18 protein-coding genes are annotated in these 23,635 nt (G+C 44.0%); 11 read left to right on the top strand and 7 right to left on the bottom strand.

Annotated features, from left to right (window positions below; all coding sequences use genetic code 11):
- Positions 1-46: 46 nt before the first annotated feature.
- Positions 47-835: a DNA/RNA nuclease SfsA gene (gene sfsA / locus DP116_RS04865; RefSeq protein ID WP_169154098.1), complete on the bottom strand. Its 789-nt coding sequence runs from the start codon at positions 833-835 to the stop codon at positions 47-49.
- A 118-nt stretch (positions 836-953) separates the two neighbouring features.
- Between sfsA and DP116_RS04860 the strand changes: the two genes are divergently transcribed.
- Together DP116_RS04860 and DP116_RS04855 are read left to right on the top strand one after the other, a co-directional pair.
- Positions 954-2,219 carry a tetratricopeptide repeat protein gene (locus tag DP116_RS04860; protein WP_169154097.1) on the top strand — a complete coding sequence of 422 codons (1,266 nt, stop codon included), beginning with the start codon at positions 954-956 and terminating at the stop codon, positions 2,217-2,219.
- Between the two features lie 81 nt (positions 2,220-2,300).
- Complete coding sequence (locus tag DP116_RS04855) at positions 2,301-2,588, top strand: hypothetical protein (RefSeq protein WP_169154096.1); 288 nt, start codon at positions 2,301-2,303, stop codon at positions 2,586-2,588.
- Between the two features lie 3 nt (positions 2,589-2,591).
- On the opposite strand, the gene DP116_RS04850 is transcribed toward DP116_RS04855, so the two are convergent.
- Positions 2,592-3,842 (bottom strand): RNA-guided endonuclease InsQ/TnpB family protein, encoded by a 1,251-nt coding sequence (locus DP116_RS04850; RefSeq protein WP_246275487.1) that lies wholly within the window; start codon positions 3,840-3,842, stop codon positions 2,592-2,594.
- Between the two features lie 379 nt (positions 3,843-4,221).
- On the opposite strand from DP116_RS04850, the gene moaA reads away from it, so the two are divergent.
- The gene (moaA, locus tag DP116_RS04845; RefSeq protein WP_169154094.1) at positions 4,222-5,211 is read left to right on the top strand and encodes a GTP 3',8-cyclase MoaA; all 990 of its coding nucleotides are present in this window, start codon (positions 4,222-4,224) and stop codon (positions 5,209-5,211) included.
- 79 nt (positions 5,212-5,290) lie between these two features.
- Here moaA and rpsD read toward each other — a convergent pair whose 3' ends face one another.
- The gene (gene rpsD / locus DP116_RS04840) at positions 5,291-5,899 is read right to left on the bottom strand and encodes a 30S ribosomal protein S4 (RefSeq protein WP_169154093.1); all 609 of its coding nucleotides are present in this window, start codon (positions 5,897-5,899) and stop codon (positions 5,291-5,293) included.
- Between the two features lie 267 nt (positions 5,900-6,166).
- On the opposite strand from rpsD, the gene DP116_RS04835 reads away from it, so the two are divergent.
- Positions 6,167-6,865: a hypothetical protein gene (locus DP116_RS04835; protein ID WP_169154092.1), complete on the top strand. Its 699-nt coding sequence runs from the start codon at positions 6,167-6,169 to the stop codon at positions 6,863-6,865.
- A 92-nt stretch (positions 6,866-6,957) separates the two neighbouring features.
- On the opposite strand, the gene hetR is transcribed toward DP116_RS04835, so the two are convergent.
- Together hetR and DP116_RS04825 are read right to left on the bottom strand one after the other, a co-directional pair.
- A complete protein-coding gene (hetR, locus tag DP116_RS04830; protein ID WP_048866876.1) occupies positions 6,958-7,857 on the bottom strand; it encodes a heterocyst differentiation master regulator HetR in 900 nt (299 codons plus the stop codon).
- Between the two features lie 1,845 nt (positions 7,858-9,702).
- On the bottom strand, positions 9,703-11,652 hold the full coding sequence (locus tag DP116_RS04825) for a DMT family transporter (protein ID WP_169154091.1): 1,950 nt from the start codon (positions 11,650-11,652) through the stop codon (positions 9,703-9,705).
- Positions 11,653-12,102: 450 nt separating this feature from the next.
- Here DP116_RS04825 and DP116_RS04820 point away from each other — a divergent pair, with 450 nt between their 5' ends.
- On the top strand, positions 12,103-13,473 hold the full coding sequence (locus tag DP116_RS04820) for a sulfatase (RefSeq protein WP_169154090.1): 1,371 nt from the start codon (positions 12,103-12,105) through the stop codon (positions 13,471-13,473).
- Positions 13,474-13,486: 13 nt separating this feature from the next.
- A complete protein-coding gene (locus DP116_RS04815; RefSeq protein ID WP_169154089.1) occupies positions 13,487-14,485 on the top strand; it encodes a formylglycine-generating enzyme family protein in 999 nt (332 codons plus the stop codon).
- A gap of 89 nt (positions 14,486-14,574) precedes the next feature.
- Here DP116_RS04815 and DP116_RS04810 read toward each other — a convergent pair whose 3' ends face one another.
- The gene (locus DP116_RS04810; protein WP_169154088.1) at positions 14,575-15,270 is read right to left on the bottom strand and encodes a PD-(D/E)XK nuclease family protein; all 696 of its coding nucleotides are present in this window, start codon (positions 15,268-15,270) and stop codon (positions 14,575-14,577) included.
- A gap of 563 nt (positions 15,271-15,833) precedes the next feature.
- On the opposite strand from DP116_RS04810, the gene DP116_RS04805 reads away from it, so the two are divergent.
- From DP116_RS04805 to DP116_RS04795, 3 genes are all read left to right on the top strand, one after another.
- Complete coding sequence (locus DP116_RS04805; RefSeq protein WP_169154087.1) at positions 15,834-16,235, top strand: hypothetical protein; 402 nt, start codon at positions 15,834-15,836, stop codon at positions 16,233-16,235.
- 200 nt (positions 16,236-16,435) lie between these two features.
- Positions 16,436-17,788: a histidine phosphatase family protein gene (locus DP116_RS04800; RefSeq protein ID WP_169154086.1), complete on the top strand. Its 1,353-nt coding sequence runs from the start codon at positions 16,436-16,438 to the stop codon at positions 17,786-17,788.
- A gap of 126 nt (positions 17,789-17,914) precedes the next feature.
- A complete protein-coding gene (locus DP116_RS04795) occupies positions 17,915-19,207 on the top strand; it encodes a dihydroorotase (protein WP_169154085.1) in 1,293 nt (430 codons plus the stop codon).
- Between the two features lie 68 nt (positions 19,208-19,275).
- Here DP116_RS04795 and DP116_RS04790 read toward each other — a convergent pair whose 3' ends face one another.
- On the bottom strand, positions 19,276-19,791 hold the full coding sequence (locus DP116_RS04790; protein ID WP_339381621.1) for a peptidoglycan-binding domain-containing protein: 516 nt from the start codon (positions 19,789-19,791) through the stop codon (positions 19,276-19,278).
- A 706-nt stretch (positions 19,792-20,497) separates the two neighbouring features.
- On the opposite strand from DP116_RS04790, the gene DP116_RS04785 reads away from it, so the two are divergent.
- Together DP116_RS04785 and mutS are read left to right on the top strand one after the other, a co-directional pair.
- Positions 20,498-21,133, top strand: coding sequence for a restriction endonuclease subunit R (locus DP116_RS04785; RefSeq protein WP_169154083.1), 636 nt, complete (start codon positions 20,498-20,500; stop codon positions 21,131-21,133).
- A 492-nt stretch (positions 21,134-21,625) separates the two neighbouring features.
- Positions 21,626-23,635 (top strand): DNA mismatch repair protein MutS (gene mutS / locus DP116_RS04780; protein ID WP_246275486.1); only part of this gene is annotated, 2,010 nt, incomplete at its 3' end.

The raw sequence follows: 23,635 nt of genomic DNA, 5'->3' as shown, positions 1-23,635 counted from the left end.
AGCAGCAGCATCATTTAGTTGCCAAGCTTCCCCTGCTGCTGAAGGCTCAAAACTGACATTCTGCTAAACCTAAATAACGCACACCTTCTGGGTTAACTTCAAAACGGCAAGGCAAAATTTCTAAACCAAGCTCGATTCCAAGCCTGAATAATTTACCATACACAGGGTCAGTACTATCGCCAGGAGCAAATTCAGTGCAATCACTTCGATTTATAAAGTAAAGCATGACGGCACGATTTTGAGGTAAGAGTGCTGTCAGTTCTCGCAAATGCTTTTGTCCTCGTGTTGTTTCTGTGTCTGGAAAAAGTGCTAATTTCCCCTGCGCCAAAGTTGTATTTTTGATTTCAAGATATATAGGACAAGCATTTTTGGTTAAAAGTAAATGATCACTTTTTAAAAACAAATCGCCAGATGGAACGTTGAGGTTTGTATGTGGAGATAACAAGAAATCTACCCGACTTGATTTATTTTCTCCATAAGAAACTTCAGGACGAATTTGGCTATAGTTTCCCAATTCTGGAAAAAGGTATGTTTCTAAAGCTAATTTGATAATCCTATTGGGAAGATTCGTATTTATACCTACCCAAGTTGGTTCATTGTCATGTACTTGGATCATTTCCCAGGTATAGGGAAGTTTGCGGCTAGGGTTATCACTGTAAGACAGCTGCACTGCACTACCAGGAGTAGAAACTCCTGTCATTGGTCCTGTATTGGGGCAGTGGGCTGTTACTATTTCCCCAGAAGCAAGTTCAACATCGGCAAAAAATCGCTTGTAGCGTTTCAGCAAGATACCAGGATACAACGGTGGGTAGCGGTAAAGGTAGTCGTTAGTCATTTTGTGATTTTCATTAACAATTTGAAATGAGTCAACGGAAGATTTAAGTATGAAGTGTAAAGATTAAAGTATTTCACTTTTCAACCTGTATCCTGACTTCATTGTTCAAAGAAACGCCATGAATGACGAATTTTACAATAAAGGATTGGAAAGAGCCAAGCAAAAAGACTATGCTGAAGCCATTCAAGAATTTACCCGTGCTTTGCAGCTAACACCTTACTTTGCTGAAGCTTACTATCAACGGGGTCTAGCATACTATGATTTAGGAGAAATGTTGAATGCTGTTTCTGACTTCACAGAAGCGCTGAAATTAAATCCCCAAAGTGTAGAGGCTTATTACTGTCGCGCCTTGGGACGAATGGCGCTAAAAAATCTGCCAGGGGCGCTTGCGGATGTAGATCAAGCTATTCGTTTAAATGTAAATTATGCGGCTGCTTATAATTTACGGGGAACCGTGCACCGTAAACAAGGGTATATTCAAGATGCGATCGCCAACTTTAAAAAAGCAGCAGAATTATATTTGCAACAAAAGGACGCAGAGAATTGTCGCCTGTGTCTAGAAAAGATTAAACAGCTTCAACCAAAGGAAAAACCTGCTTTTGTACAACCAAGTCCCATAATTGCACCACTCAAATCCGAAAAAGAATATTTCACGCAGTTACTAGAAAAGGCAGAAAAAGGAGACACCCGCGAAGCAATGGAGGATTTAAACTGGGCTTTGCGGGTTGATCCACAGGATGCACAAGCCTACTGCTGTCGAGGGGTGGTGCGTTGCAAGTTGGGTAACTATCGGGAGGCTATCTCAGACTTTAACCAAGCGCTGCGACTGAATTTTGATGATGCAATTGTTTACCGCAACCGAGGAAAAGCGCGTTCTTATTTAGGAGATCATCAAGGGGCGATCGCCGATTTCAACTCTGCACTCCAAATGCAACCCCAAGATGCAATGCTGTATATTGCTAGAGGTAATGCCTATCGAGTCATGGGGAATTACCTTGGCGCAATTAACGACTATACCCAAGCACTGCAAATAAATCCTGATGATGCAACAGCTTACTACAATCGTGGCATTGCCTACACTTGCTTAGAAGAAATGGAACGTGCTGTTGAAGATTATCAGCGTGCAGCAAGTATATTTTGTGAAAAAGAAGACTGGGGAAATTACCAACAAGTCTTAGATAGTCTAAAGAAAATTCACTCCCCTAGTTCTCACTCCGAAAAAGCAAAGTATAACTTGCTACGACAACGCTTGTTGAGACTAGTTGGGGGATATTGGGAAATGGCCCAAAGATTGATTGATCAAGCGAAGTATGACTATCCTGGAATGTCGGAGGATTGGTATTTGCAAAAAGTCATTGGTGATTGGGAACGCGATCGGGGGTAGCTAAAGATAGTGTCATGACTTGAAACCTTTAGGCAACGCTAATACTTCCTGCAACATTGCTGGCGGTGTCGGCACTCACCCTTGCCAGTTCGATCCACCGCCAGCCGCCCAATCACCATGACAGGAATTGCCAAAGGACATATTGCGGCGGACTCGCCCTGGCGCACCAGTGAAGATGCTGCTCAGGTTATTAGGATTGCTATTTCGCAAATATATTTGGTACACGTTACCTTAAAAGAATGTGACATCCTCCCCCACCCTTCGGGTATGCCTACGGCACGCCTGACGGCTAACACCAGAACAAGCGTGAGGGAAACCCTCCTTCAGTACTGGGTTCACCAAATCAAAGATTATGGTGGGGGCTTCTAAGTCTCACAACTTAGCATTCCTGGTTTTTCTCTTGCGAGATTTCGTCACTTGCCTAGACGAAGATATCTTCGTCCCCGGTAGATCGACTGCGCAGGCAGTTTTCGTTCCGCCAAGCCCTGGCGTACTAATTGAGGCTATGCCTCGATTTCTGATGACTTGACCACTAGCGACATCCCTGTCTGTGGTATATCCACAAACCAAACAGTGATGTACTCTAGTTTTCAAGTCTTTTTTTGTAACTGCACCACACTCTGGACACTCTTGAGAAGTTCCCCTAGAATCAACCTGTGCAAAAAATTTTCCTCGTTTCCAACATATATACTTGGTAATAGTTCGGAATTGACCAAATCCTGCATCAAGCATATGCTTGCCCAGCATTCCTTTTGCCATCTTAGAGTAATCTAGATCTTCCATGAAGATCATATCTCCGGTGTCGCAAAGAGCATGAGCTTGTTTGAAATGGAAATCTTTTCGAGTATTGTCTATTGTGTGATGCATTCTTGCAACTTTTAGACGTTGTTTCTCGTAGTTTTTCGACCGCTTTTGTTTTCTAGATAATCTGCGTTGCAGCAATTTCAGCTTGCTTTGCATTGTTTGAAAAAATCTAGGCGGCTTTACGAGATCACCATCGCTAGTTGCTAAAAACTTTTCTAACCCTACGTCTACACCAACAGGGTGACCATGTGGTTTTGAGTCAGGAACACTAACATTACATTGAATGCAGACAGATGCATACCACCTATCGGCCTTTTTAAAAATACGGACCTGCTTTACATCAAATCCATCAGGAATCGGACGGTGCAGGTTAATAAAAATCAAACCGATTTTCGGTAATTTTAAATGCTTTCCAGTAACAGGATTTTCTTTAAATTGCGGAAACAGCAAAGATTTAAGCTGCCCATATTTTTTAAATCGCGGAAAGCCAAAACCGCGCTCGGTAAAACATTCCCAAGCGCGGTGTAGTTGTTTGATAGCTTGCTGTAAAACCTGAGAAGGTACCTCGCCCAGCCTTGGGAATTCTTTCTTTGCACGTGGCAACGCATTCAACTGTTGCACTTCACTTGGGAATTTCAAGTCTGCTGGTAAGATATATTCTTGTTCTAAAGAGCATCGGTCAATCATGCATTTCCGGCTATTGCACCAATCCTTGATTTCTCGTAACGCATAGTTATAAGCATTACGAGAAATCTCCATCCACTCAAACAAAACGGTTTGTTGAGTGGCGTCGGGATAAATTCGATAACGATAGTTCATGATTAACATACAATGATTATAGCGCTTTTACTAAAAGAATCGCACCCAGTAAATGCTTGCCTCATCCCCATCGAGGGGTCGAATTTGCCGCAAAAAAATGGGCAGGCTGTCTCCGGAGGAGACGCTACGCGAACGTCTGTTGATCTGTCGTCGTAGTCGAATACTCATTCTTATTAAGCCTGCCCATTTTTTCAGGATCAGGCTCCGGGAATCGACAAGCGCGGAGGTCCATGTATCCGCGCGCGTAATCAAAGATTACGCGCGCGGTCTTATAGCCCCCGAACCCCCATAAGATAAATAAAATTCGTAAAGCAAGCTTGTGTTGCTTGACAAAGATATTATTCTGTGTATATAGCCGTTCAGATAATTCTATAAAACCATGAACCAGGTAGATTACCTCCGCATAAGTTTAATAGACCGCTGTAACTTCCGTTGTCAATACTGTATGCCAGAGGGAGCGGAACTTGACTATATCCTCAAGCAGCAGTTGTTGACTGATAAGGAACTGCTAACCCTCATAGAAGAAGTCTTTATCCCCGTTGGATTTACCCGATTTCGTTTGACTGGGGGAGAACCTTTACTGCGTCCCCGTGTGGTGGAGTTGGTGAAAGCAATAGCATCTCTCCCCCAAACCCAAGACCTCTCGATGACAACAAACGGCTTTTTACTCGCTCCAATGGCGCAAAACCTGTACGATGCTGGTTTGCGACGAGTCAATATTAGCCTAGATTCCCTTGATCCCGACACCTTTGACCAAATTATTAATAATCGCGGTCGTCCACGCTGGGAACAAGTTTGGCAGGGGATTCACGCGGCTTATCGCGTAGGATTTGACCCGCTGAAGTTAAATGTGGTCGTCATTCCCGATGTCAACGACGACGAAGTTCTGGATCTCGCGGCGTTGACGATTGATAAACAATGGCACGTGCGATTTATTGAGTTTATGCCAATTGGTAATTCGCAGTTGTTTGGCGATCGCAGTTGGATACCTTCAGAAGAGTTACGCCAACGTATCCGCCAGCGTTGGGGATTGACAGAATCCCAAGTTCGTGGTAATGGACCCGCTGATGTGTTTCAGATTCCGGGAGCGAAAGGGACACTGGGATTTATCAGTCAGATGTCGGAGTGTTTTTGCGATCGCTGCAACCGGATGCGCCTTTCTGCCGATGGTTGGTTACGTCCCTGTTTATTAAATGAAACTAATCAAATTGACTTAAAAACTGCTCTGCGTACAGGTATCAGCACTGCCAAATTGCGGGAGCAGGTTAGGGACTTGTTGGCAATTAAGCCAGATATTAACTTTAAGCAACGTTATTCAGGTACAGAGACTGGTGTTTATACTCGCACCATGTCACAAATTGGTGGTTAGTCCACCAGTCGCGAGTCCAAACTCATAGAGTTTTAACTCTTGACTTTGGACTGTTGACTTTGGACTGTTGAGTGTTGACTTAAGCTTGACGTGAGTAGTATTCCACCACAAGCAGTTCGTTAATTTGTAGCGCCACCCACTCGCGTTCAATAACGCTGTTGACTTTGCCAAGCAACTTGTTTTTGTCAAACTCCAGATGGTTAGGTAAGTTTGCCAAACCAGGGTATTGTAAGTTAGCTTCCACCAACTTCCGTGATGCTTCCCGGTTTCTAACGGCAATTTCTTCTCCGGGACGGCATTGGTAACTGGCAATATTGACAACGCGACCGTTAACTGTAACATGACCGTGATTCACCAGTTGGCGAGCCGCCGGAATAGTGGGAGCCATACCCATGCGGAAAACAGTATTATCCAAGCGCATTTCTAGCAATTGCAGCAGCACTTGTCCGGTAGAACCGGTAACGCGTCTTGCTTTGCGTACGTAGCGCAGCAATTGCGTTTCTGTCACACCGTAGTTAAAGCGGAGTTTTTGCTTTTCTTCCAACCGGATGGCATATTCAGAACGTTTTTTGCGGTTCTGACCATGCTGACCTGGCGGATAGGCGCGTCTAGCGCTTTTACGAGTTAATCCTGGTAAATCGCCTAAGCGACGTATAACCCTAAGACGTGGTCCTCTGTATCGGGACATGAGTTTCCTAAATTTAATCTTGCTTAACTTTACCCAGACAAATAATTATATCGCAGTCCTATTTAAGTTGTGAAATCAAGGCATTGAATGATGAGGACCCAAGGAGGAAAGGTCAGAAATTGTCTTTGACTTCCTCACTCCCCACTTTCTCACTCCCCACTTTCTCACTCCCTCACTTCCTCATCTTCGCTGCTCTGTATTGCAAGCATCAAAGTGGGCTTCTATCATGAGGTAGCATACCTTTGGGTGTTTGGAGAACGGAAAATAATGTTAGGCAAGAGAAAAAGCAAAAATACCCACACGCTTGGGCAAATAGCTGGACACACTGCACAGCGTCTTGAAAGAAGCGCAGACGCCTTAAAAGCAGTTATTTTTAGAGCCACTGCGGTACTCGCCACACCAGTCTTTGCTGTGACTGGATGGTTTGCAATGACTTCATCAGGGATGGCTGTCACCCCCACATACGGAAATGATTTTCGTGTATGTGCTGGACGACTTTTGAGTGTGGGTGTAGCTGCACAAGCAGCGTCAATTGCTTGTGCTGAAGCACTACGTCCTGGGGACTTGTCTGCCTGTGTGACCGGAATTGGACGACAAACACAAATTGCAGCTTCTGAGGCGCTAGCAAGTTGTCGCCAAGCACGGCGTCCTGAACAGCTAGGGAGTTGTGTTGTTGGTATCAGTCGGTACAGTCGTGAAGCTGTTGGTCCAGAAGTTTTAAATTATTGTGGTCGTAGCTTGTTACCTGTACGCTTTGCTCAATGTGTAGTGGGTTTGCGTGCTGAAATCGATTTTGCCCCGACTCAAGCAATGGAGGCTTGTATCGACGCCAGCGACAAAGTTAGCGGCTTTTTGCCTTCTTTTATCCCGTCAAATCGGCAACCTACGGATTTTAGACCAACTTTTGAGTCTAATCCAATCCCATCTCAACCATCTCAAACCCCGGCAAATCCCAGTCGCAAATAAGCTCTACTAACAGTTATCAGTTATCAGTGATCAGTCAGTTATCAGCTATCAATCAACTTTAATACTGCTAACTGTTAACTGTTAACAAGCTTTTAGTCTTCTTTCTTGCCAAACACCATCTGTAGAATCATGGGAACTCCTCCGTCTTGGTGATATTTATCTGCCCAAGCACGGATGATTTCATCTAATTCTTCCATCGCTTTCTCAAATCGCTCTGGTGGGATATCCAGTTCTTCCAAAACACGCATTGTGTTTGGTCTGCGTTCTGCCCAATCTCTCATCATCCGAAAATACCGAGCAGTATCTTCGACCATGATGTAAGTCCGCTCTTGCTCATCAACTGGAGCATAAAAAGGACGAGTCAGAGCATAGAAAGGCATTCCCCAAGGTGAATCAATGCGTGTCACCGTTCCAGAGTAGAGCAGACGGCGCTTAATGTGTTCCGCCAATGCTTCACTCAGTTCCATACGATGTTCTGGAGGCAAATCTTCCTGAGAGCGCTTGTGCAGGAATTCGATTAACTCCAAAAATTCAAAAGAGGTGATTAACTGAGCATCTGGTAGATTAGATGGCAGTTTTTGCTCAATTTGTCTTTTCTCTTCTGATGTCAGATTTGTTCCTGGAACGCGCGATCGCCCTGGTCGCCAAGGATGTTTTTCCATCCATACATAAGGTAACTGAATCAGATAACCCGGTTCCTGAGAACCCAGCATCTTCAGCAATTTCCCCTCAGTTAGCGCTTGTCTAACTTCCTCAACAATGATTTTGACTCGTTTCGGCTCAAGGTGGTGCAAATGTCCTGTCATTCGCAGGTTTTGTCCCTGTTCCAGATAGGTCATGTAAATTGCACACTTTGCAGCCGTTGCTGCTGCATCTAAAAATGCCCCATGCCTATGCCCACTTGTGCGCATAGCGCTAAAAGCTAGATATAGCATGATCTGATCCATTGCACTGGGGCCGAGACGTTTGATCAGATCTACGTCGTTACTCATATTACAAACAGTTGAATAGCACGTTTACACAATTGTCGGTCAATGGAAAGTTAGTAGTGTACACCCACATCAGGGTAATGTGTTTACCTCAGATTATCTATTATGCGTTAAGTATGAATGTTGATGGTAGTCATAGTTGGCAATTCATCCGTGTTTTTAAGCAAAAAATCCGAGCTTGCACTCTATATGTAGAGTTCCCTTAAGAAAAAACCGTGAAAGTTATTATCATCTAATCGCAGGTATCATATAGAGCATATACGCAGGAGAAACTACCAACCATTTCGCAAGCGCACCTTTCCTCTAGAGGTTTGAACCGACACAATGGAAAGTCAGATCCAACAAATAAGGCATGGTTTCAAGGAGAATGCCTGCTTTGAAGGGATTGTTTCAGTTCAACGACTAGCTAGTATGTACGGCTAATGGATGATGTCTCTTTCACAAGAAAGGTCATTTTCGTGGGGTTCTTGCGAATTGGGGGTAGCACTGGGTAGAGCAAGATAATTGTGAGCGAGTTACTCCCGAACCGCATTTATTCAATATCTTCCCTACGGTTTTAGCCTGCCTCAATATAGATGCCAAGAGAATGCAGGTTTGGGTGTTTCACCTGCCCTGGTAATAACATTGACACAACAGGTGGTGGCGCGGCTCTTTGCAAATTGCTGTACTGCTCAAAACTGATAGTTATGTTTTGGCAGTAAAAGCAATTTTTTTTCGGGAAAATCGCTGACCTTACGTTGAAAAGATAATCCAAGGTTCAAACTACCTTCCTATTTCGACAATTTTTGTTAATTTTATCAATATGGCTGAGATAGTAATGTTAGACAAGATACAAAATATTCAACGAGTCTTGTTAAAAAAAGTTATATTTACAAATTAATTTATACTATTAACTGTAAATAATTATTTTTCGTTAAACAAAAATGTCTTTTTTATGGTATAAATATTACTCAAAATTATGAAAATTAATCAACAAAGAGTCACTAATAACAACTTATTTGTCTAATAAAAGCTTGATATTTAGGCACTTGTAGGCATTGTGACAATAAAAAACACAAATTTATATCTTAATAAGTGGAATAAGAGGGTGTGGGGTTTCACCCCTCAATCTTATGAAGACAAAATTCTGAATGAAACCTTCCTTATGGTAAGTATTGAATCGCTGACAGTATACAAATGAAATGTGTAAAAGAAAAACTTTTTTGTAAATTTTCCGGATTTAGCGGCAGAGTTTAGAACTCATAGCTGTTGGATAGTCAATCTTCAGGTCTAACTGTTTATTAACTAAATGTTTACTGGCTTTCCGGTGTAAAATTTATTATTTTTTCTCCCCTGCTCAACAACTACTCGGTAAAGCTTCCCCTGCTGCCATTATGGGTAATACCGATTTCAAAAAGAATGCGACAGATGCTTCGGTTGCGGAGGACACTTATGTGCCAGAAGTTGTCTGTTGCTCCGGTTTCCTCGGAAGCGCGCAAGCTCCACTAAGCACGAGAAGTCCTATGCCTGCAGCACGCCCTACGGAGGAGCTAGCCCCGTGCGGTGAATAAGGGCGTTGCTTTGAGGGTTTCCTTCGTACCGCCAAGGAGCGTAAGCGCAAAGCGCACGCCCCCGTTGTGGCGACTGGTGAGACAGCGCGAATGACGGTGACGACAACCGGCTGCGGGAGGGTCTCCCTCCGTAGGCGACTGCGTTCGCGCAAGCGCACGCCAGAGGCGAACGCGTAGCGTGTCCGTATCTCCTTCGGAGACGCTTCGCGAACGGCACGGAGCCGTGGCGTTAGCCATAGGGCTCAGGACATACCCGAAGGGCGTTGGGGATTAGGGGCGGGGGCGAGAAGCGGTTAGTTCACTGCGAAGACTGATCAAAAGGTTTAGTCCTGCGGATTTTTTCAAAACAGAGAGCTCCAGCTCCAAAGCTAACCAGCAGAACTCCCAAAACTTGCTCAAGTTGCAAGGTTTCCTGAAGAATCAACCCAGCAAAAATGACCGTTAGAGCGGGGATAGTGGCACCGATAATTGCTGAGCGTGAGGCACCAATTTTACGAATTCCAAAATTATTGAACAAATAGCTGAAAAGCGTCAGTACACCCAGTAGGAAAGCACATAAAACAAGTTCGAGCAAGTAAGCACGGTTTAGTTGCAAGTTCCAGCTTGTGGGTAAAGGCAGTATCAAACCGAAGACAGACAACAGCAACATCGTAGCGAAGTTGATTAAGGTAAGAGACACTGGATGCAGTTTGGCTGCACACATGCGGGAGACTAGGAGGTACAAAGCAAAAGCACCTCCTGAAGCAATTGCTGCAATGCTGCCGATACGAATATTGCCAATGACACTACTGTTAGAACTTCCTAAAACGAACAATTCACCCATGCCAATAACAGCTATAGCAAAAGAACTGAATAAAGTTAGGCGATCGCGGAACAAAAACCATGACAGCAGTCCGTTGATAATTGGATAGACAAAGAAAAGTGCGATCGCCATCCCAGTCGGAATTTGACCGATGGCAAGGTAGATGAGTACCTGAGAGAGAAACAAAAAGCATCCACTAACAATTGACAGTATCAACACTCGTTTTGTAGTCGGATTACTGGAGTTCCCTCGAACTGAGTCACCCAGGTATTGCAGATCTTGCCATACTCGTGAATGTAGCATGGGAGCCAAAAGCAACATTAGCGGAAGAACCACCAACATCCTGAGAGTCAAAATGAAAAGTGAATTACCCAAATTAGGTGAGATCAAGGGCTGTGCATCAAACACACCGAAAATTTGGGAGCCAGGGAGGAAAATCACCTTAATAGCTACGTTGTACAGCGCTGACGCGACTGTTGAGAATGCAAGCAGCATAATTCCTGTGATTTGTAAAGAAGAAATTCCCCTCTGCCTTGGTGTGAGTTGTGGCTCTGGTGGAGGAGATGTTTCTGGCTCTAAAACGGCGCGTCTTGGAGATGCGATGGGAGTTGGTTCTTCTAACACAGGAGGAGACTGAGTTGTTTCGCTTGGCGAGGCTATACTTTGGGAAAGAGAATTCCAAGCAGGGGTTTCTTCCTGGGGTAATTTCCTAGGTAAAACTGTAGTTTCTGGAGGAATATCTGTTTGCAACTTTGTTGGTACTTCCTCAGAAGTCAGCTGTTGCTGTTGTAGAATTTGTTCAATCTCACCAGAGGGAACTGGTACAATTGCAGATGGTGAATTTTGTGTTGTTTCTTTGAGTTCTCTACGGAGACAATTCACTAACTCTATTAAAATTGCTTCGCCTTCCCTTTGTTGGACTATCATTCGGGATAACTGTTGAGAAAGACCGCTTTGATAGTTTTTCAACTCCTGTTGCAGTGAGTTAAAGGTAATGGTGAGGGTGTCATCCAAAGAACCGAGGAGTTTTTCCGCATACTCATTTACTTCACTGGTTGAGTGACTTGTGGCTTCTCTTGGTTCAGAACTTCCCACTGGTTGGGAAACACGTTCCATAGCTTGGGTAGCTAAAGTTTCCAAAGAAGATTGCAGCTGCAAAGATATATGATTAGCTAATACTTGTGACAACTGACGAATCAACGTTTGCTGCTCATTAATTTGATACGCCTGTTGAAGATGTTCCTTTTCCTCTTGCAGCTGTCTAATGTCTTCAGTTAAGCGGTCTTTTTCTGCTTGCAACCGCTTGGTATCTTCCTGTAACGACTTAAGCAAATTCCGTTGGAGAATTTGCAGTTCCTCAGTGACAGCCCGTAAGGCATTTTCTGCTGTCCCATATGGATCGCCTTTTTCTCGTGGGTTATCTGGTCGCCTTTCGTATCGCCCCATTCGTCTTTAACCTCTGACCTTTGATGACCAAGCAGCTTACTATTGATTTGATCGGCGCTTATATTCCTATTATTTCTGTTTTCTGTCAATGGATATATCTCTCCCTTCAGAGAAAAATTGCGGCAAGGGCTTGAAAGGCAATTATTCCTAAAACAGAATCCACTCCAGCCTAACTTGAAAGCAGGAGCGAGGGCTACTTATTTATTTTTCTGCCATTTCCCACACAATTTGTTAGAAAAATACTTGCTTCACGTATCCTATATGTGCAATTATGTCTGTAGTAAAGATACTGTTACAAGATAAGTTTACCGTAGTATAGTCCGGGATATAGCACCAACCAATTTTCAGCCGCTTGTCACAAATGTGTGTCCAACAAGTCTGAAGTTTCATCACTCAGGCTCGAATCACCATGCTTAACGTAGGTAATCAAAAAGTCATCAGGAGAAATCAATGAATAAACGCAAACTACCAGCAATTAGTCGTCGTCAGTTTGTGGGGACTGCACTTGCTAGCACAATTTTGACATTAGGAGGCTCAAGCGTTTTTGAAGCAGTCGCCGCCAAACGAAAGCGTCCAAACATACTGTTCATTTTGACGGATGACTTGGGCTGGGGCGACCTTAGTATTTATGGAAAAACCTATCAAACGCCAAATTTAGACCAGTTGGCAAAGGAAGGTACACGCTTCACCAATGCCTATGCGGCACAAACTGTTTGCACACCAACACGGATTGGCTTTTTTACAGGTCGTTATCCAGCGCGATTGCCAGTTGGTCTTCAAGAACCCCTAGTTGAAAGTGACACTGTAGGATTACCGCCTCAACAGCCAACAATCGCTTCCCTTTTGAAAGCTAATGGTTATCAAACAGCATTGGTTGGTAAATGGCACGCTGGTTTTCTTCCAGATTACAGTCCACTTAAGAGTGGTTTTGATGAGTTTTTTGGAAATTATAGTGGGGCGATCGACTACTTTACCCACAAAGGTCTAGATGGAGAACTTGACTTCTATGAAGGTGAGGTGCGTGTAGATAAACCAGGCTACGCTACAGACTTGTACACTGAACGTGCTGTTGAATTCCTCACTAGACCCCGCAATCAACCGTTTTACCTGAGTCTTCATTACAATGCGCCCCATTGGCCCTGGGAAGGACCAGAAGATGAAGAGTTGAGTCGAACTTTCTACAATTCAAATGCTTTCACAGCCGGAGGTTCACCAGAAACTTACGCTGCGATCCTAAAAAGTTTGGACGACGGAGTTGGTAGAGTCTTGCAAGCTTTAAAAGATTCTGGGCAGGCTGATAACACCATAGTCATTTTTGTCAGTGATAACGGGGGTGAGAGGTACTCTGATATTGGACCTTTTCAAGGGAAAAAGGGCAGTTTGTATGAAGGTGGTTTGCGAGTCCCCACTTTTATTCGCTGGCCCGGAGTGATTCAACCAAACCAAGTGAACAGCCAAGTCATCATTACTTTCGACTTGACAGCAACAATTCTGGCAGCAACAGGTACTTCACCCGACCCAAACTATCCACTTGATGGTCAGAATTTGCTTCCAGTTCTTCTGGGCAGAAAACCCGTTTCTCCTCGAACGCTGTTCTGGCGCTATAAATCTAATGTTGGTGGGAATTCAGGGCAACTTCAAGCAGCAGTCCGAAGTGGGGATTGGAAGTACTTGCGTCAGGGAGAGAAGGAATATCTGTTTGATCTTGCCAATGACGAAGGCGAACAAACTGACCTCAAGGATAACAATCCTAAAGTATTGCAGCGGTTGCGCGATCGCTTTGAGGAATGGAACGGGCAAGTCTTACCTTACCCAGCATAAGGAAAAGTCATTCATGCAGGAACGTACAACAGTACATCAAGAGGTTTCATCTGGTAAATCTGACAGGCAAATCGCGATCAAGCGTCCTGGTAAAGCACCCGATAAAGACATGGTCTGGATACCTGGTGGTGCTTTTGTGATCGGGTCCGACCACCATTACCCAGAGGAAAGTCCAGCCCATCTTGTCCGTGTAGATGGGTTTTGGATGGATCGCTATGCTGTTACTAACAAACAGTTTCAACGTTTTGTCAAAGCAACTGGTTACGTGACAGTGGCAGAACGTCCACCAAAGCCAGAAGATTATCCTGGAGCTATACCGGAACTCTTAGTACCAGGCTCAGCTGTATTTCAGCAGCCGAAACATCCAGTTCATTTACAAACTTGTAGCTGGTGGGTTTATGTACCGGGTGCAAACTGGCGACATCCAACAGGACCTGGAAGTTCTATCAAAGGGCGAGAAAATTATCCTGTGGTACATATTGCCTATGAAGATGCTGAAGCTTACGCAGCTTGGGCAGGCAAATTGTTGCCAACGGAAGCACAGTGGGAATTTGCGGCTCGCGGTGGGCTGGAGGGTGCTGTCTACTCTTGGGGAAATGAATTTGCTCCCAAAGGTAGGCGGATGGCTAACACTTGGGAAGGTGAGTTTCCTTGGCAAAATCTAAAGTCGCGCTCTCCTGGGGCAGAATCTGTCGGCTCGTATCCTGCAAATGGTTATGGTTTGTACGATATGATAGGCAACGTTTGGGAGTGGACAACTGACTGGTATCGAGATTCTCACCCGGAAAACAAGACAAAATCTTGCTGTATTCCAGTCAACCCCAGAGGCGGAACCCAACAAGAGAGCCTTGATCCAAATACACCATCCCAAATACCTAGAAAGGTACTCAAAGGTGGTTCCTTTCTGTGTGCACCTAACTACTGTCAGCGTTATCGACCAGCCGCGCGTCATCCAGAAACAGTAGATACTTCAACGTCTCATATTGGGTTTCGTTGTGTAGTTAATGCATAAACTGCTCTACAACACTTAGATAAAATTGGACAATGTCTGGATTGCTTCGTAATTATTGTCCAATTTTCGCGTTTCAGGTTTTCGCCCCATTACCAACCCCAAGTGTTTCTACGTTTCCAAAACTCAGCAACTCGTTGTTCCCACTGCATCCAGTAATCTTTCATGACTTCTGGCTCAAACCAAAATACCTCAGCTTCTGTGTCTGGTATTGCTACAACCAACAGGGCGTGATTCACTTCAATATCATATTCTTGATAACACTGGTTAACTGCTCCTAAATAAGCTGTTAATTGCAAGGGATGTTCATATAAACGCTCAACTGAACCTTTAGGTTTGTCTGCTGTTTTCCACTCGCAAATGCAGGGTATACCTTTGTAACTTGCGACACAATCTACTTTGCCGGAATAGCTCATGTTGTAGTGAAAGACTGAGCCTTCTACAAGTTTGACTGTATCAATTTCTTCTAAAACAGGTTTGATACTTTCCCAATAAGGACGACTGGCTTCAGAACAAGCAGGATTTTCTCCGAGTAGATAACGTTCAATTTGTTTGTGTGTTTGCGTTCCTCGACGACTAGCTCCTGTTGTAATTCGGGTAGCTTCTTCACTTCCAACACGTGCTTTCCAATTTAACAGCCGCTCACGGTCTTCTTGCGGTTTGGTGGCGTTAAGTATTGTCGTCACACTAGGGAAGCGATTTCCCTGAGTATCCACGTAATATTGTTTACCATTTTCCCGCATTGATTTAGCATTGATGCGGGGTAGCAGTTGGGTATTAAAAGGCATTACTGGTTTTTTTTTCGTACTATATCATTCAAGCGCAAAATTAAGGCGAGAATGCTTGTATCGACTCATTTTTACGTCAACCAAAACAGTAGAGACCTTACTGTACGGTCTCTACATAGCATGGTGTATGTGACTCAAACGAGAACCGCTATAGTGTTGGCGTTATTGATTCGCTTTGGAAACCAGTAAATCCCAGCAAATCTCAACTATGCTTGTAGACATATCTCTCAAATGAGATGAAAAATTTACAAATATTTAATAACCTATAAAAGTAGTTATTGATTTGTCATTGGAGATAACAGCAATGATGAAAACTAGCGATCTAACTCAATTGAGCAGGAAACTTTAAGAGAAAACTGTCAAGAACCGTAATGCGTTCTCAACCAGAAACCATGAAAAATGTCGTACTTTCGTTCAGCTTTCTGGTCATAACTGCATTTGATCAACTTTAACAAGTGTATCTTTCAGTACCTTTTGTTTGTCAAGTTTACTCTATAATCAGAGTAAAAAAGCTTTGTTATACAATCTTGTCCTAAAAATAATATAAAATTTGGGGAAAAACAATGAACTCTAAGATATTTGCCGCCTTGGCTATAGTAGCAGCCATTGCTGGATTACAAAGCAAAGTTCACGCACAGTCATCAGTTGCACCAAACTCAAAAACTGGAAATTACACAATTCAAGGGGATTCTTTAACTGGCATAGGTAGAACAGCCAAGGACGATTTCGCAAGGTTTTTTGCAGAACGAAATTCTCAAAATAATGTTCCACGAAGAAATTATCAAGAAAGCACATCTGAGGTTGAAGTTTTGGAACTTGGTGATCAAATCGAATTACGCCGCAGAGAACCAATCACAACTCCAAATAATGTGATTTTTCCCCAAGGAGATGAGTCGTTCTACAGCAATGATGGAGTGCAAGTCCAATTTGACTTGAATAGAGATAGCAACAGGCAGAAACGATAAGCTAATTTTTGCTAGATTCGCGCAAATCTCCAAAAACCAAAAAAATGCCAAAAACTCAAATACCCTCCAGATTTTGGGCGAAAATGCCTAGCTCTCTGGAGGGTTGTTCGTTTTAGAACTGAGGTATTGGGGTAGTCGCAAGGGTCAATCTGCTAACACTTTGCAGTAGAATGAGTCCTTGAGATACAGGAGGGTAAAACGTGACTCGTGTAATTATTGTGCGCCACGGTCAAAGTACTTATAATACCGAAAAGCGCATACAAGGTCGCTCGGATGCTTCCAAGTTAACTGAAAAAGGTCGTAGTGATTCAAGTCTTGTAGGTAAAACCCTCAGTAATATACTATTTAACGCAATATACAGCAGTCCTTTGCAACGTGCAAAAGACACAGCAGAGATTATCCATCATGAACTAACAATTCATGCTCAGCAGTCTGCTGTTCCCCAAACTTCTGAACAGTTGCTGGAAATTGATCTCCCTTTATGGCAAGGAATGCTCTCTGCTGAAGTTAAGGAGAAGTTTCGCGAAGACTACCGCATTTGGCAGGTGAGTCCTCATCTACTGCGGATGTCTGTAAAAGATGGTGAGCAAACAAGAGAACATTTTCCTGTTCTGGCTTTGTATGAACAGGCGCGCCAATTTTGGCAAGAAGTTTTACTGCGCCATCGAGGCGAAACAATACTTATCGTGGGGCACAATGGCATTAATCGTGCTCTTTTAGGCACTGCGCTAGGAATCTCTCCAGAACGCTACCATTCCATACAACAATCTAACTGTTGCATCAGTGTACTTAATTTTTCTGGAGGATTGGGAGAACCAGTTCAACTAGAATCTCTGAATCAGACACAACATCTAGGCGAAATTCTCCCCTCCTTACGTCCAAATCACAATGGTGTAAGGTTGTTACTGGTGCGTCACGGAGAAACCGAGTGGAACCGCCAAACCAGATTTCAGGGACAAATTGATGTCCCTCTCAACGACAATGGTAGACAGCAAGCACAAAAAGCTGCTCAATTTCTCAAAGATATAGCAATTGATTTTGCAGTCAGTAGCACAATGGTGCGTCCAAAAGAAACTGCAGAAATTATTTTGCAGTACCATACTGATGTAAATTTGGAATTGCAGGATGGTTTAAGGGAAATTAGTCACGGACTTTGGGAAGGAAAATTAGAAAAAGAAATAGAACAGGAATTCCCAGGAGAGTTGCATCGCTGGCGAACAGTCCCAGGACAAGTCCAAATGCCAGAAGGAGAAAATTTGCAGCAAGTGTGGGAACGTAGTGTCGCAGCGTGGGAGTCCATTGTCCAAACTGCATTGGCAAAGCAACTCAAAACTGGCTTAGTCGTTGCTCATGATGCGACTAATAAAACTTTGCTTTGTCACGTTCTAGGTTTATCATCAGAACAGTTTTGGAATTTCCGCCAGGGTAATGGTGCAGTCAGCGTTATCGACTATCCCTTGGAAGCGGGTGGTTTACCAGTACTGCAAGCTATGAATATTACGACTCACTTGGGTGGTGGTGTGCTCGATAAAACAGCGGCTGGGGCATTGTAGCGTCTTTTGATTAGCTGTCAGCCTTTAGTCGCTAGTTGATTCTAGGGTTAGGTAACACAAACTCCCACTTAACAATATATAAAAGTTAAAAAGCTGATAGCTAATAGCTGATGGTTGATAGCGAAAATGACAAGTGAACTGCTACAACAAGTAAGGGTTATTGACCCTGTTTCTGGAACTGACCAAATTGCTGATGTGCTCATTGAGGATGGTTATATCAGGTCTGTGATGAATCACATTTCTGATATGCCAAATGACACTGATGTCCGGGATTGTCATGGATTGGTTTTAGGACCAGGGTTGGTAGATTTGTATAGTCACTCTGGAGAACCTGGGTTTGAAGAACGTGAAACCCTCTCGTCTCTCTTGCAAGCTGCTGCTGCTGGCGGCTTTACACGAATTAGTATCTTACCCGATACATCCCCAGTCATTGATCATCCCGCTGTGGCGGTACAGTTGCAAAAAAACACAGGGGCACAAGCGAGTTTTCATTCTTCTCCCCTGCTCAAGAGCTCAACAGCTCCCCTGCTCAATGTTTGGGGTGCAATCAGTTTGGATATTGCTGGTAAGCAGATGACTGAATTGGTAGACTTAGCAGCAGTTGGAGTGGTTGGCTTTACTGATAGTCAGCCTTGGGAAAATTTTGGGTTGGTGCGTCGGGTGTTGGAATATATCCAACCTTTGAGGAAACCAGTCGCATTTTGGTGTTGCGATCGCCAACTGATGGGAAATGGCGTCATCCGGGAAGGTCCAGATGCTATCCGTTTTGGGCTGCCTTTTATACCTTCTAGCGCGGAAACCTCCGCGATCGCCGCTTTGTTGGAATTAGTCACCGCCACAAGTACGCCAGTACATATCATGCGTGTTTCCACTGCTCGCAGTGTCGAACTGATTGCATCAGCCAAAGCGAGAGGTCTACCGATTACCGTCAGTACCACTTGGATGCATCTTTTACTTGACATGCAAGCACTGAAAAGCTATAATACAAGCCTCCGTTTAGAACCACCTTTGGGGACTGCTAATGACGTAGCAGCGTTACGGCAGGCAGTACGGACGGGTGTTATAGATGCAATAGCCATAGACCACAGACCGTACACCTACGAAGAAAAAACCGTTGCCTTTGCCGAAGCACCACCAGGGGCAATTGGTTATGAGTTAGCATTACCCCTTTTATGGCAGCATCTAGTAGAGACAGGAGAATTTACAGCATTAGAATTGTGGAAAGCTCTTAGTACTCGTCCGACGGAGTGTTTACAACAGAAAATAAGTGTGATTGCGCCAGATCAAAAAGCGGAACTCACTTTATTTGATCCGCAGCAAAACTGGAAAGTCGAAAAGCAAAATTTACATACACTTTCTAGTAATACATTTTGGCTGGGACAGCAATTGACAGGTCGGGTTGTACAAACTTGGTGTTAGTTCCTAGAAGTTAAACAATCAAAAAGACCCTGTTTATCAAAGAAACAGGGTCTTTGAGCGCGAATGAATTAACAGAAAATTGTATTAATCTGGCTTACCTCAAACCAGGTGCGATCGCCAATAACTCCATCCACAGGTAACCCTGTGTGCTTTTGCAAAGCTTTGACTGCTTTTTCTGTACTGTTACCAAAATCGCCGTCAATTTTACCGTTGTAGTAGTCGCCGATCTCCAGTCTTTCTTGAACCTTCTTTACAAGTTCTCCCTTGCTATCTTTCTTGAGGATAGGCATATCAACTGGTGCATTTTTAAAAAGTGCTCGCCAAGTTTTATCTGCAACAATTCCATCTTGTACAAGAAACACCTTACCTTGGAAGAATATAACCGCATTTTTTGTCTTGGGACCAAATACACCGTCAATAACTTCTTCACCAGGAAATACACAAGCACCGTTGTTATCGAGAGATACAAAAGCACCCCATTTTAATAACAGTTTTTGTAATTCTTTAACAGCGTCACCCTTGGAACCTTCTTTGAGAACAGGCTTGTTAAGTTGGGCAGAAGCAGCTTCATTTGTAAAGGTCATTGTCATTCCTCAATGTGTTTGTATCCTTAGAATCACTGCTTGATTAGTGCATTCCGCAAAGAAAAATCTGAAATTTAGAAATTTCTCTAAAATCAGTGAACAGTTACCAGACAGCCGGTGAAACCAGTCCTACAGAAGCGTGCTGCGGACAGAAATCTTTCGCGTTGGAAGATTTCAACTTGCCATTCGCTGCGCTTAATTCAAAGTATGCCCACATGGCGAAGCGCGTATCTCCTCCACTAGACACGCGCGAATCACGCCTGATTGCTGGGCTTTGCGCTTACATAATCGCGATCACCAATGGTAAGGCCCCCTGCTGGAGCATCGCCCCAAAGGGGCGGGCACTGCGTGCGATCGCGTTCTCAGCAAAGCGCTTTGGATCTAAGCTTAAAAAAGAAGTCAGAATGGACTGCGTCCCGCTACGCTAACAGAATTCAGGAGACAGAATCAAATGTATTGGTATTTAAACCCCCGAATCACCGCCAGTCGCACAGAAATCCATTCTGATTTCTGGCGACTGATTCCTGAGTTCTTTTGTTAAAAAAATATTTTTCTTTTAAGTTTATAATGCGTGAATGTTTCGAGTAGTGAACCGATCATTCACCAAGGGATGGAACTGATACTGCGCTTGCTTGATAACTATTAAAAGTCTGGTTGCTATAAAATTGAGAGGAAAATAAGTCTTCACAACACGCACAACATAACTATGACAATCCTCAAAGCTAGCAATTTATCATTGGAAGATGTTCAGCGCCTTTTAGGCTTCCAAAAACAGTACACTGACTCATTCACTCCACTGTTATCGCTAGAACCCATAACACAAGACGAACAACAGGAACTTGAGCAAATTCGGAATGACTTTGATAGATATCTCACCACTGGCAAAGTTTCCGAAGGACAGGTAAAGTTTCTTGTACTTGCTCCTTTGATGAGGTTGGCTGGTTTTTACCGCTATCCTATAGAGATTCTTCTGGAAGAGGATATAGCTGATATAGAAATTGAAGATGAAGATACAAAAATTAAAGGTAGGTTCGATATCTTAGCTATTACCAAAGCGAAACGTACAAAAGTTAATGCATTTTTTTGGGTATTATTAATTGAATCTAAAAATAGTCAGATTGATATATCAACAGGATTGCCTCAACTGCTGACATACGCTTATAAAAGTTTAGAGCATCAAGAATCAGTTTGGGGTTTGACAACCAATGGAAGAAGTTATCAGTTTGTCAATATCCAACAGGGACATCTTCCAACTTATCACTTGATGCCAGAATTAAATTTGATGGAAAGACAGCGTTCAATCTTATTGTTACAAGTTCTGAAAGCAATTTGTCAGTTGTAGGAAGGAAATTGAGTATCGCTATAATAGCCGCAAGCCAGTCCCTCGCAAGTTCCGACGCCCCCGCCAAGAATCCCCCAGCTTTAAGTCAAAACGAGCTAACGCCTTGTTTTGATATAGCAATCCTAAATCATTCATAAAATTCTCTCTTCTCTTTCTCTGCGCCACGCCAGACGCCTCAACGGGAGCCAGCGCTGTTCGCGCAGCGTGGCACTTTGTGCCATAGGAGGGAAACCCTCCTATGGCGTCTGGCGTTGGGGAACCCCCGCACGGCGCTGGCTCCTCTGCGCCTCTGCGGTTAATTTCATCAAATTCTTTTTTTACAAATCATCTAGGATTGCTATAGCCGTGGGGAGTGTTAAGAATTAACAGTTTCTATCCAGATTCCTAGGCAAAGTCGTCGAAGAGTTAAAAACCTTGAACAATTTGAGAGTATCCTCGATATCAAGGTATCATCGGATATTGGCAGGTTGTCATGTGTATTGGTAGACATCGATGAGCGCTTCTTACTCTGCATCCCAAACAACCCAACCCAGTAACCCAACTGCGCCTCACGCCGATCATCGGCTAGTGGATCGCAGTAAGCTGACTCAAATGTTCCAGCATTATGTGGATATCAAGGATAAGTATCCTCACGCGATGCTACTGTATCGAGTGGGAGATTTCTTTGAATGTTATTTTGAAGATGCTGTGACTTTGGCGCAGGAATTAGAACTCTCCCTCACCAGCAAGCTTGTAGGCGACGTAGGACGAGTGGCGATGAGTGGTGTACCGCATCACGCTTGGGAACGCCACGCGACGCAGTTGGTGGAAAAAGGGTATGCGGTTGTGATTTGCGACCAAGTGGAAGATGCTGCTGAAGCGGCTGGTCGATTGGTGCGCCGGGAGGTTACCCGTATCCTCACCCCTGGAACTTTGCTAGAGGAAGGAATGCTCAAATCCAGTCGCAATAATTACCTTGCGGCTGTGGTCATGGCTCTTGAGCATTGGGGTTTGGCTTATGCAGATATTTCTACTGGTGAATTCCTCACTACGCAAGGTAGCAATTTAGAACATTTGACACAGGAACTGATGCGGTTGCAACCTGCGGAAGTGCTTGTTCCGACGAACGCACCAGACTTGAGAAGTTTACTGCTGCGTGCAGGAGAAAAATCGGAACATTTACCTGAATGTTTGCCACCGTCTTTTTGTTATTGTTTGCGATCGCAAATTCCCTTCTCTCAAGCAGAAGCCAGAGCAAGATTGCTACAAAAATTTAAGGTACGCTCCCTAGAAGGACTTGGCTGTGACCAACTCCCCCTAGCCGTCCGCGCTGCAGGTGGGTTGCTGGAATATTTAGAAGATACACAAAAAGAAAACGCGATTCCCCTACAGTTGTTACGCACCTATACTCTCACTGACTTTTTAATTGTTGATTATCAAACTCGACGTAACCTAGAAATTACGCAAACAGTCCGCGATGGTAGTTTTGTCGGCTCCTTGCTGTGGGCTTTGGATAGAACTAGTACAGCGATGGGCAGTCGTGCGTTACGACGGTGGTTATTGCAACCGTTACTTGATGTTAAGGGTATTCGTTCTCGGCAAGACACTATCCAAGAATTGGTAGAAAATACAACTCTCCGTCAAGAACTACGGCAGTTGTTACGTCAAATTTATGACTTAGAACGGTTGACGGGACGCGCTGGTTCTGGTACTGCTCATGCAAGGGATTTAGTTGCTTTGGCAGACTCACTCTCTCGTTTACCGGAATTATCTCGCTTGGTGGGTAGTGCTCATTCTCCATTTCTGAAAGCATTGCAGAAGGTACCACCTGTTTTAGAAGAATTGGCACAGAAAATTCGCGCTCATCTGGTGGAGTCACCACCTATACATATCAAAGAAGGCGGGTTGATTCGCCCTGGGGTGAATGCTCAATTGGACGAGAGACGTGCGACTGTGGAAGATGACCAAAAATGGATTGCCAATTTGGAAGTTGACGAGAGAGCAAAGACGGGAATTCCGACGCTGAAAGTGGGATTTAACAAAACTTTTGGTTATTACATCAGCATTTCTCGTGCAAAAGCTGACCAAGTGCCGTCTAATTATATACGCAAGCAAACGCTGGTGAATGAGGAGCGTTACATCACGCCAGAGTTGAAGGAACGGGAAGCGCGGATTCTCACGGCGCGAGATGATTTGAATCAGTTGGAATATGAGATTTTTGTGGCGTTGCGCGAAGAAGTGGGCGCACAAGCAGAAATTATTCGCAATATCTCTCGTGCGGTAGCGGCGGCGGATGTGTTGTGTGGTTTGGCTGAGTTGGCGGTTTATCAAGGGTATTGTCGTCCCCAAATGGTGGAAGGACGAGAAATTATGATTGTGGATGGACGTCATCCGGTGGTGGAACAGTCTTTACCTGCGGGGTTTTTTGTACCGAATTCGACGCAGCTGGGAAGAGAAACGAACCGCAGAGGCGCAGAGAACGCAGAGGAGAAAGAGGAGGAGAAGGGAACAAGGAAACAAAGG

The sequence above is a fragment of the Brasilonema bromeliae SPC951 genome, assembly GCF_012912135.1.
GTDB lineage: Bacteria > Cyanobacteriota > Cyanobacteriia > Cyanobacteriales > Nostocaceae > Brasilonema > Brasilonema bromeliae.
The sequence above is the reverse complement of the archived record's forward strand: the minus strand, read 5'-3'. Positions and strand labels throughout refer to the sequence as shown.

Excerpts from the sequence above, each read along its gene's own strand:
- sfsA (WP_169154098.1), bottom strand. The coding sequence starts at position 835 with ATGACTAACGACTACCTTTACCGCTACCCACCGTTGTATCCTGGTATC.
- DP116_RS04860 (WP_169154097.1), top strand. The coding sequence starts at position 954 with ATGAATGACGAATTTTACAATAAAGGATTGGAAAGAGCCAAGCAAAAA.
- DP116_RS04850 (WP_246275487.1), bottom strand. The coding sequence starts at position 3,842 with ATGAACTATCGTTATCGAATTTATCCCGACGCCACTCAACAAACCGTT.
- moaA (WP_169154094.1), top strand. The coding sequence starts at position 4,222 with ATGAACCAGGTAGATTACCTCCGCATAAGTTTAATAGACCGCTGTAAC.
- rpsD (WP_169154093.1), bottom strand. The coding sequence starts at position 5,899 with ATGTCCCGATACAGAGGACCACGTCTTAGGGTTATACGTCGCTTAGGC.
- DP116_RS04835 (WP_169154092.1), top strand. The coding sequence starts at position 6,167 with ATGTTAGGCAAGAGAAAAAGCAAAAATACCCACACGCTTGGGCAAATA.
- hetR (WP_048866876.1), bottom strand. The coding sequence starts at position 7,857 with ATGAGTAACGACGTAGATCTGATCAAACGTCTCGGCCCCAGTGCAATG.
- DP116_RS04825 (WP_169154091.1), bottom strand. The coding sequence starts at position 11,652 with ATGGGGCGATACGAAAGGCGACCAGATAACCCACGAGAAAAAGGCGAT.
- DP116_RS04820 (WP_169154090.1), top strand. The coding sequence starts at position 12,103 with ATGAATAAACGCAAACTACCAGCAATTAGTCGTCGTCAGTTTGTGGGG.
- DP116_RS04815 (WP_169154089.1), top strand. The coding sequence starts at position 13,487 with ATGCAGGAACGTACAACAGTACATCAAGAGGTTTCATCTGGTAAATCT.
- DP116_RS04810 (WP_169154088.1), bottom strand. The coding sequence starts at position 15,270 with ATGCCTTTTAATACCCAACTGCTACCCCGCATCAATGCTAAATCAATG.
- DP116_RS04805 (WP_169154087.1), top strand. The coding sequence starts at position 15,834 with ATGAACTCTAAGATATTTGCCGCCTTGGCTATAGTAGCAGCCATTGCT.
- DP116_RS04795 (WP_169154085.1), top strand. The coding sequence starts at position 17,915 with ATGACAAGTGAACTGCTACAACAAGTAAGGGTTATTGACCCTGTTTCT.
- DP116_RS04790 (WP_339381621.1), bottom strand. The coding sequence starts at position 19,791 with ATGACCTTTACAAATGAAGCTGCTTCTGCCCAACTTAACAAGCCTGTT.
- DP116_RS04785 (WP_169154083.1), top strand. The coding sequence starts at position 20,498 with ATGACAATCCTCAAAGCTAGCAATTTATCATTGGAAGATGTTCAGCGC.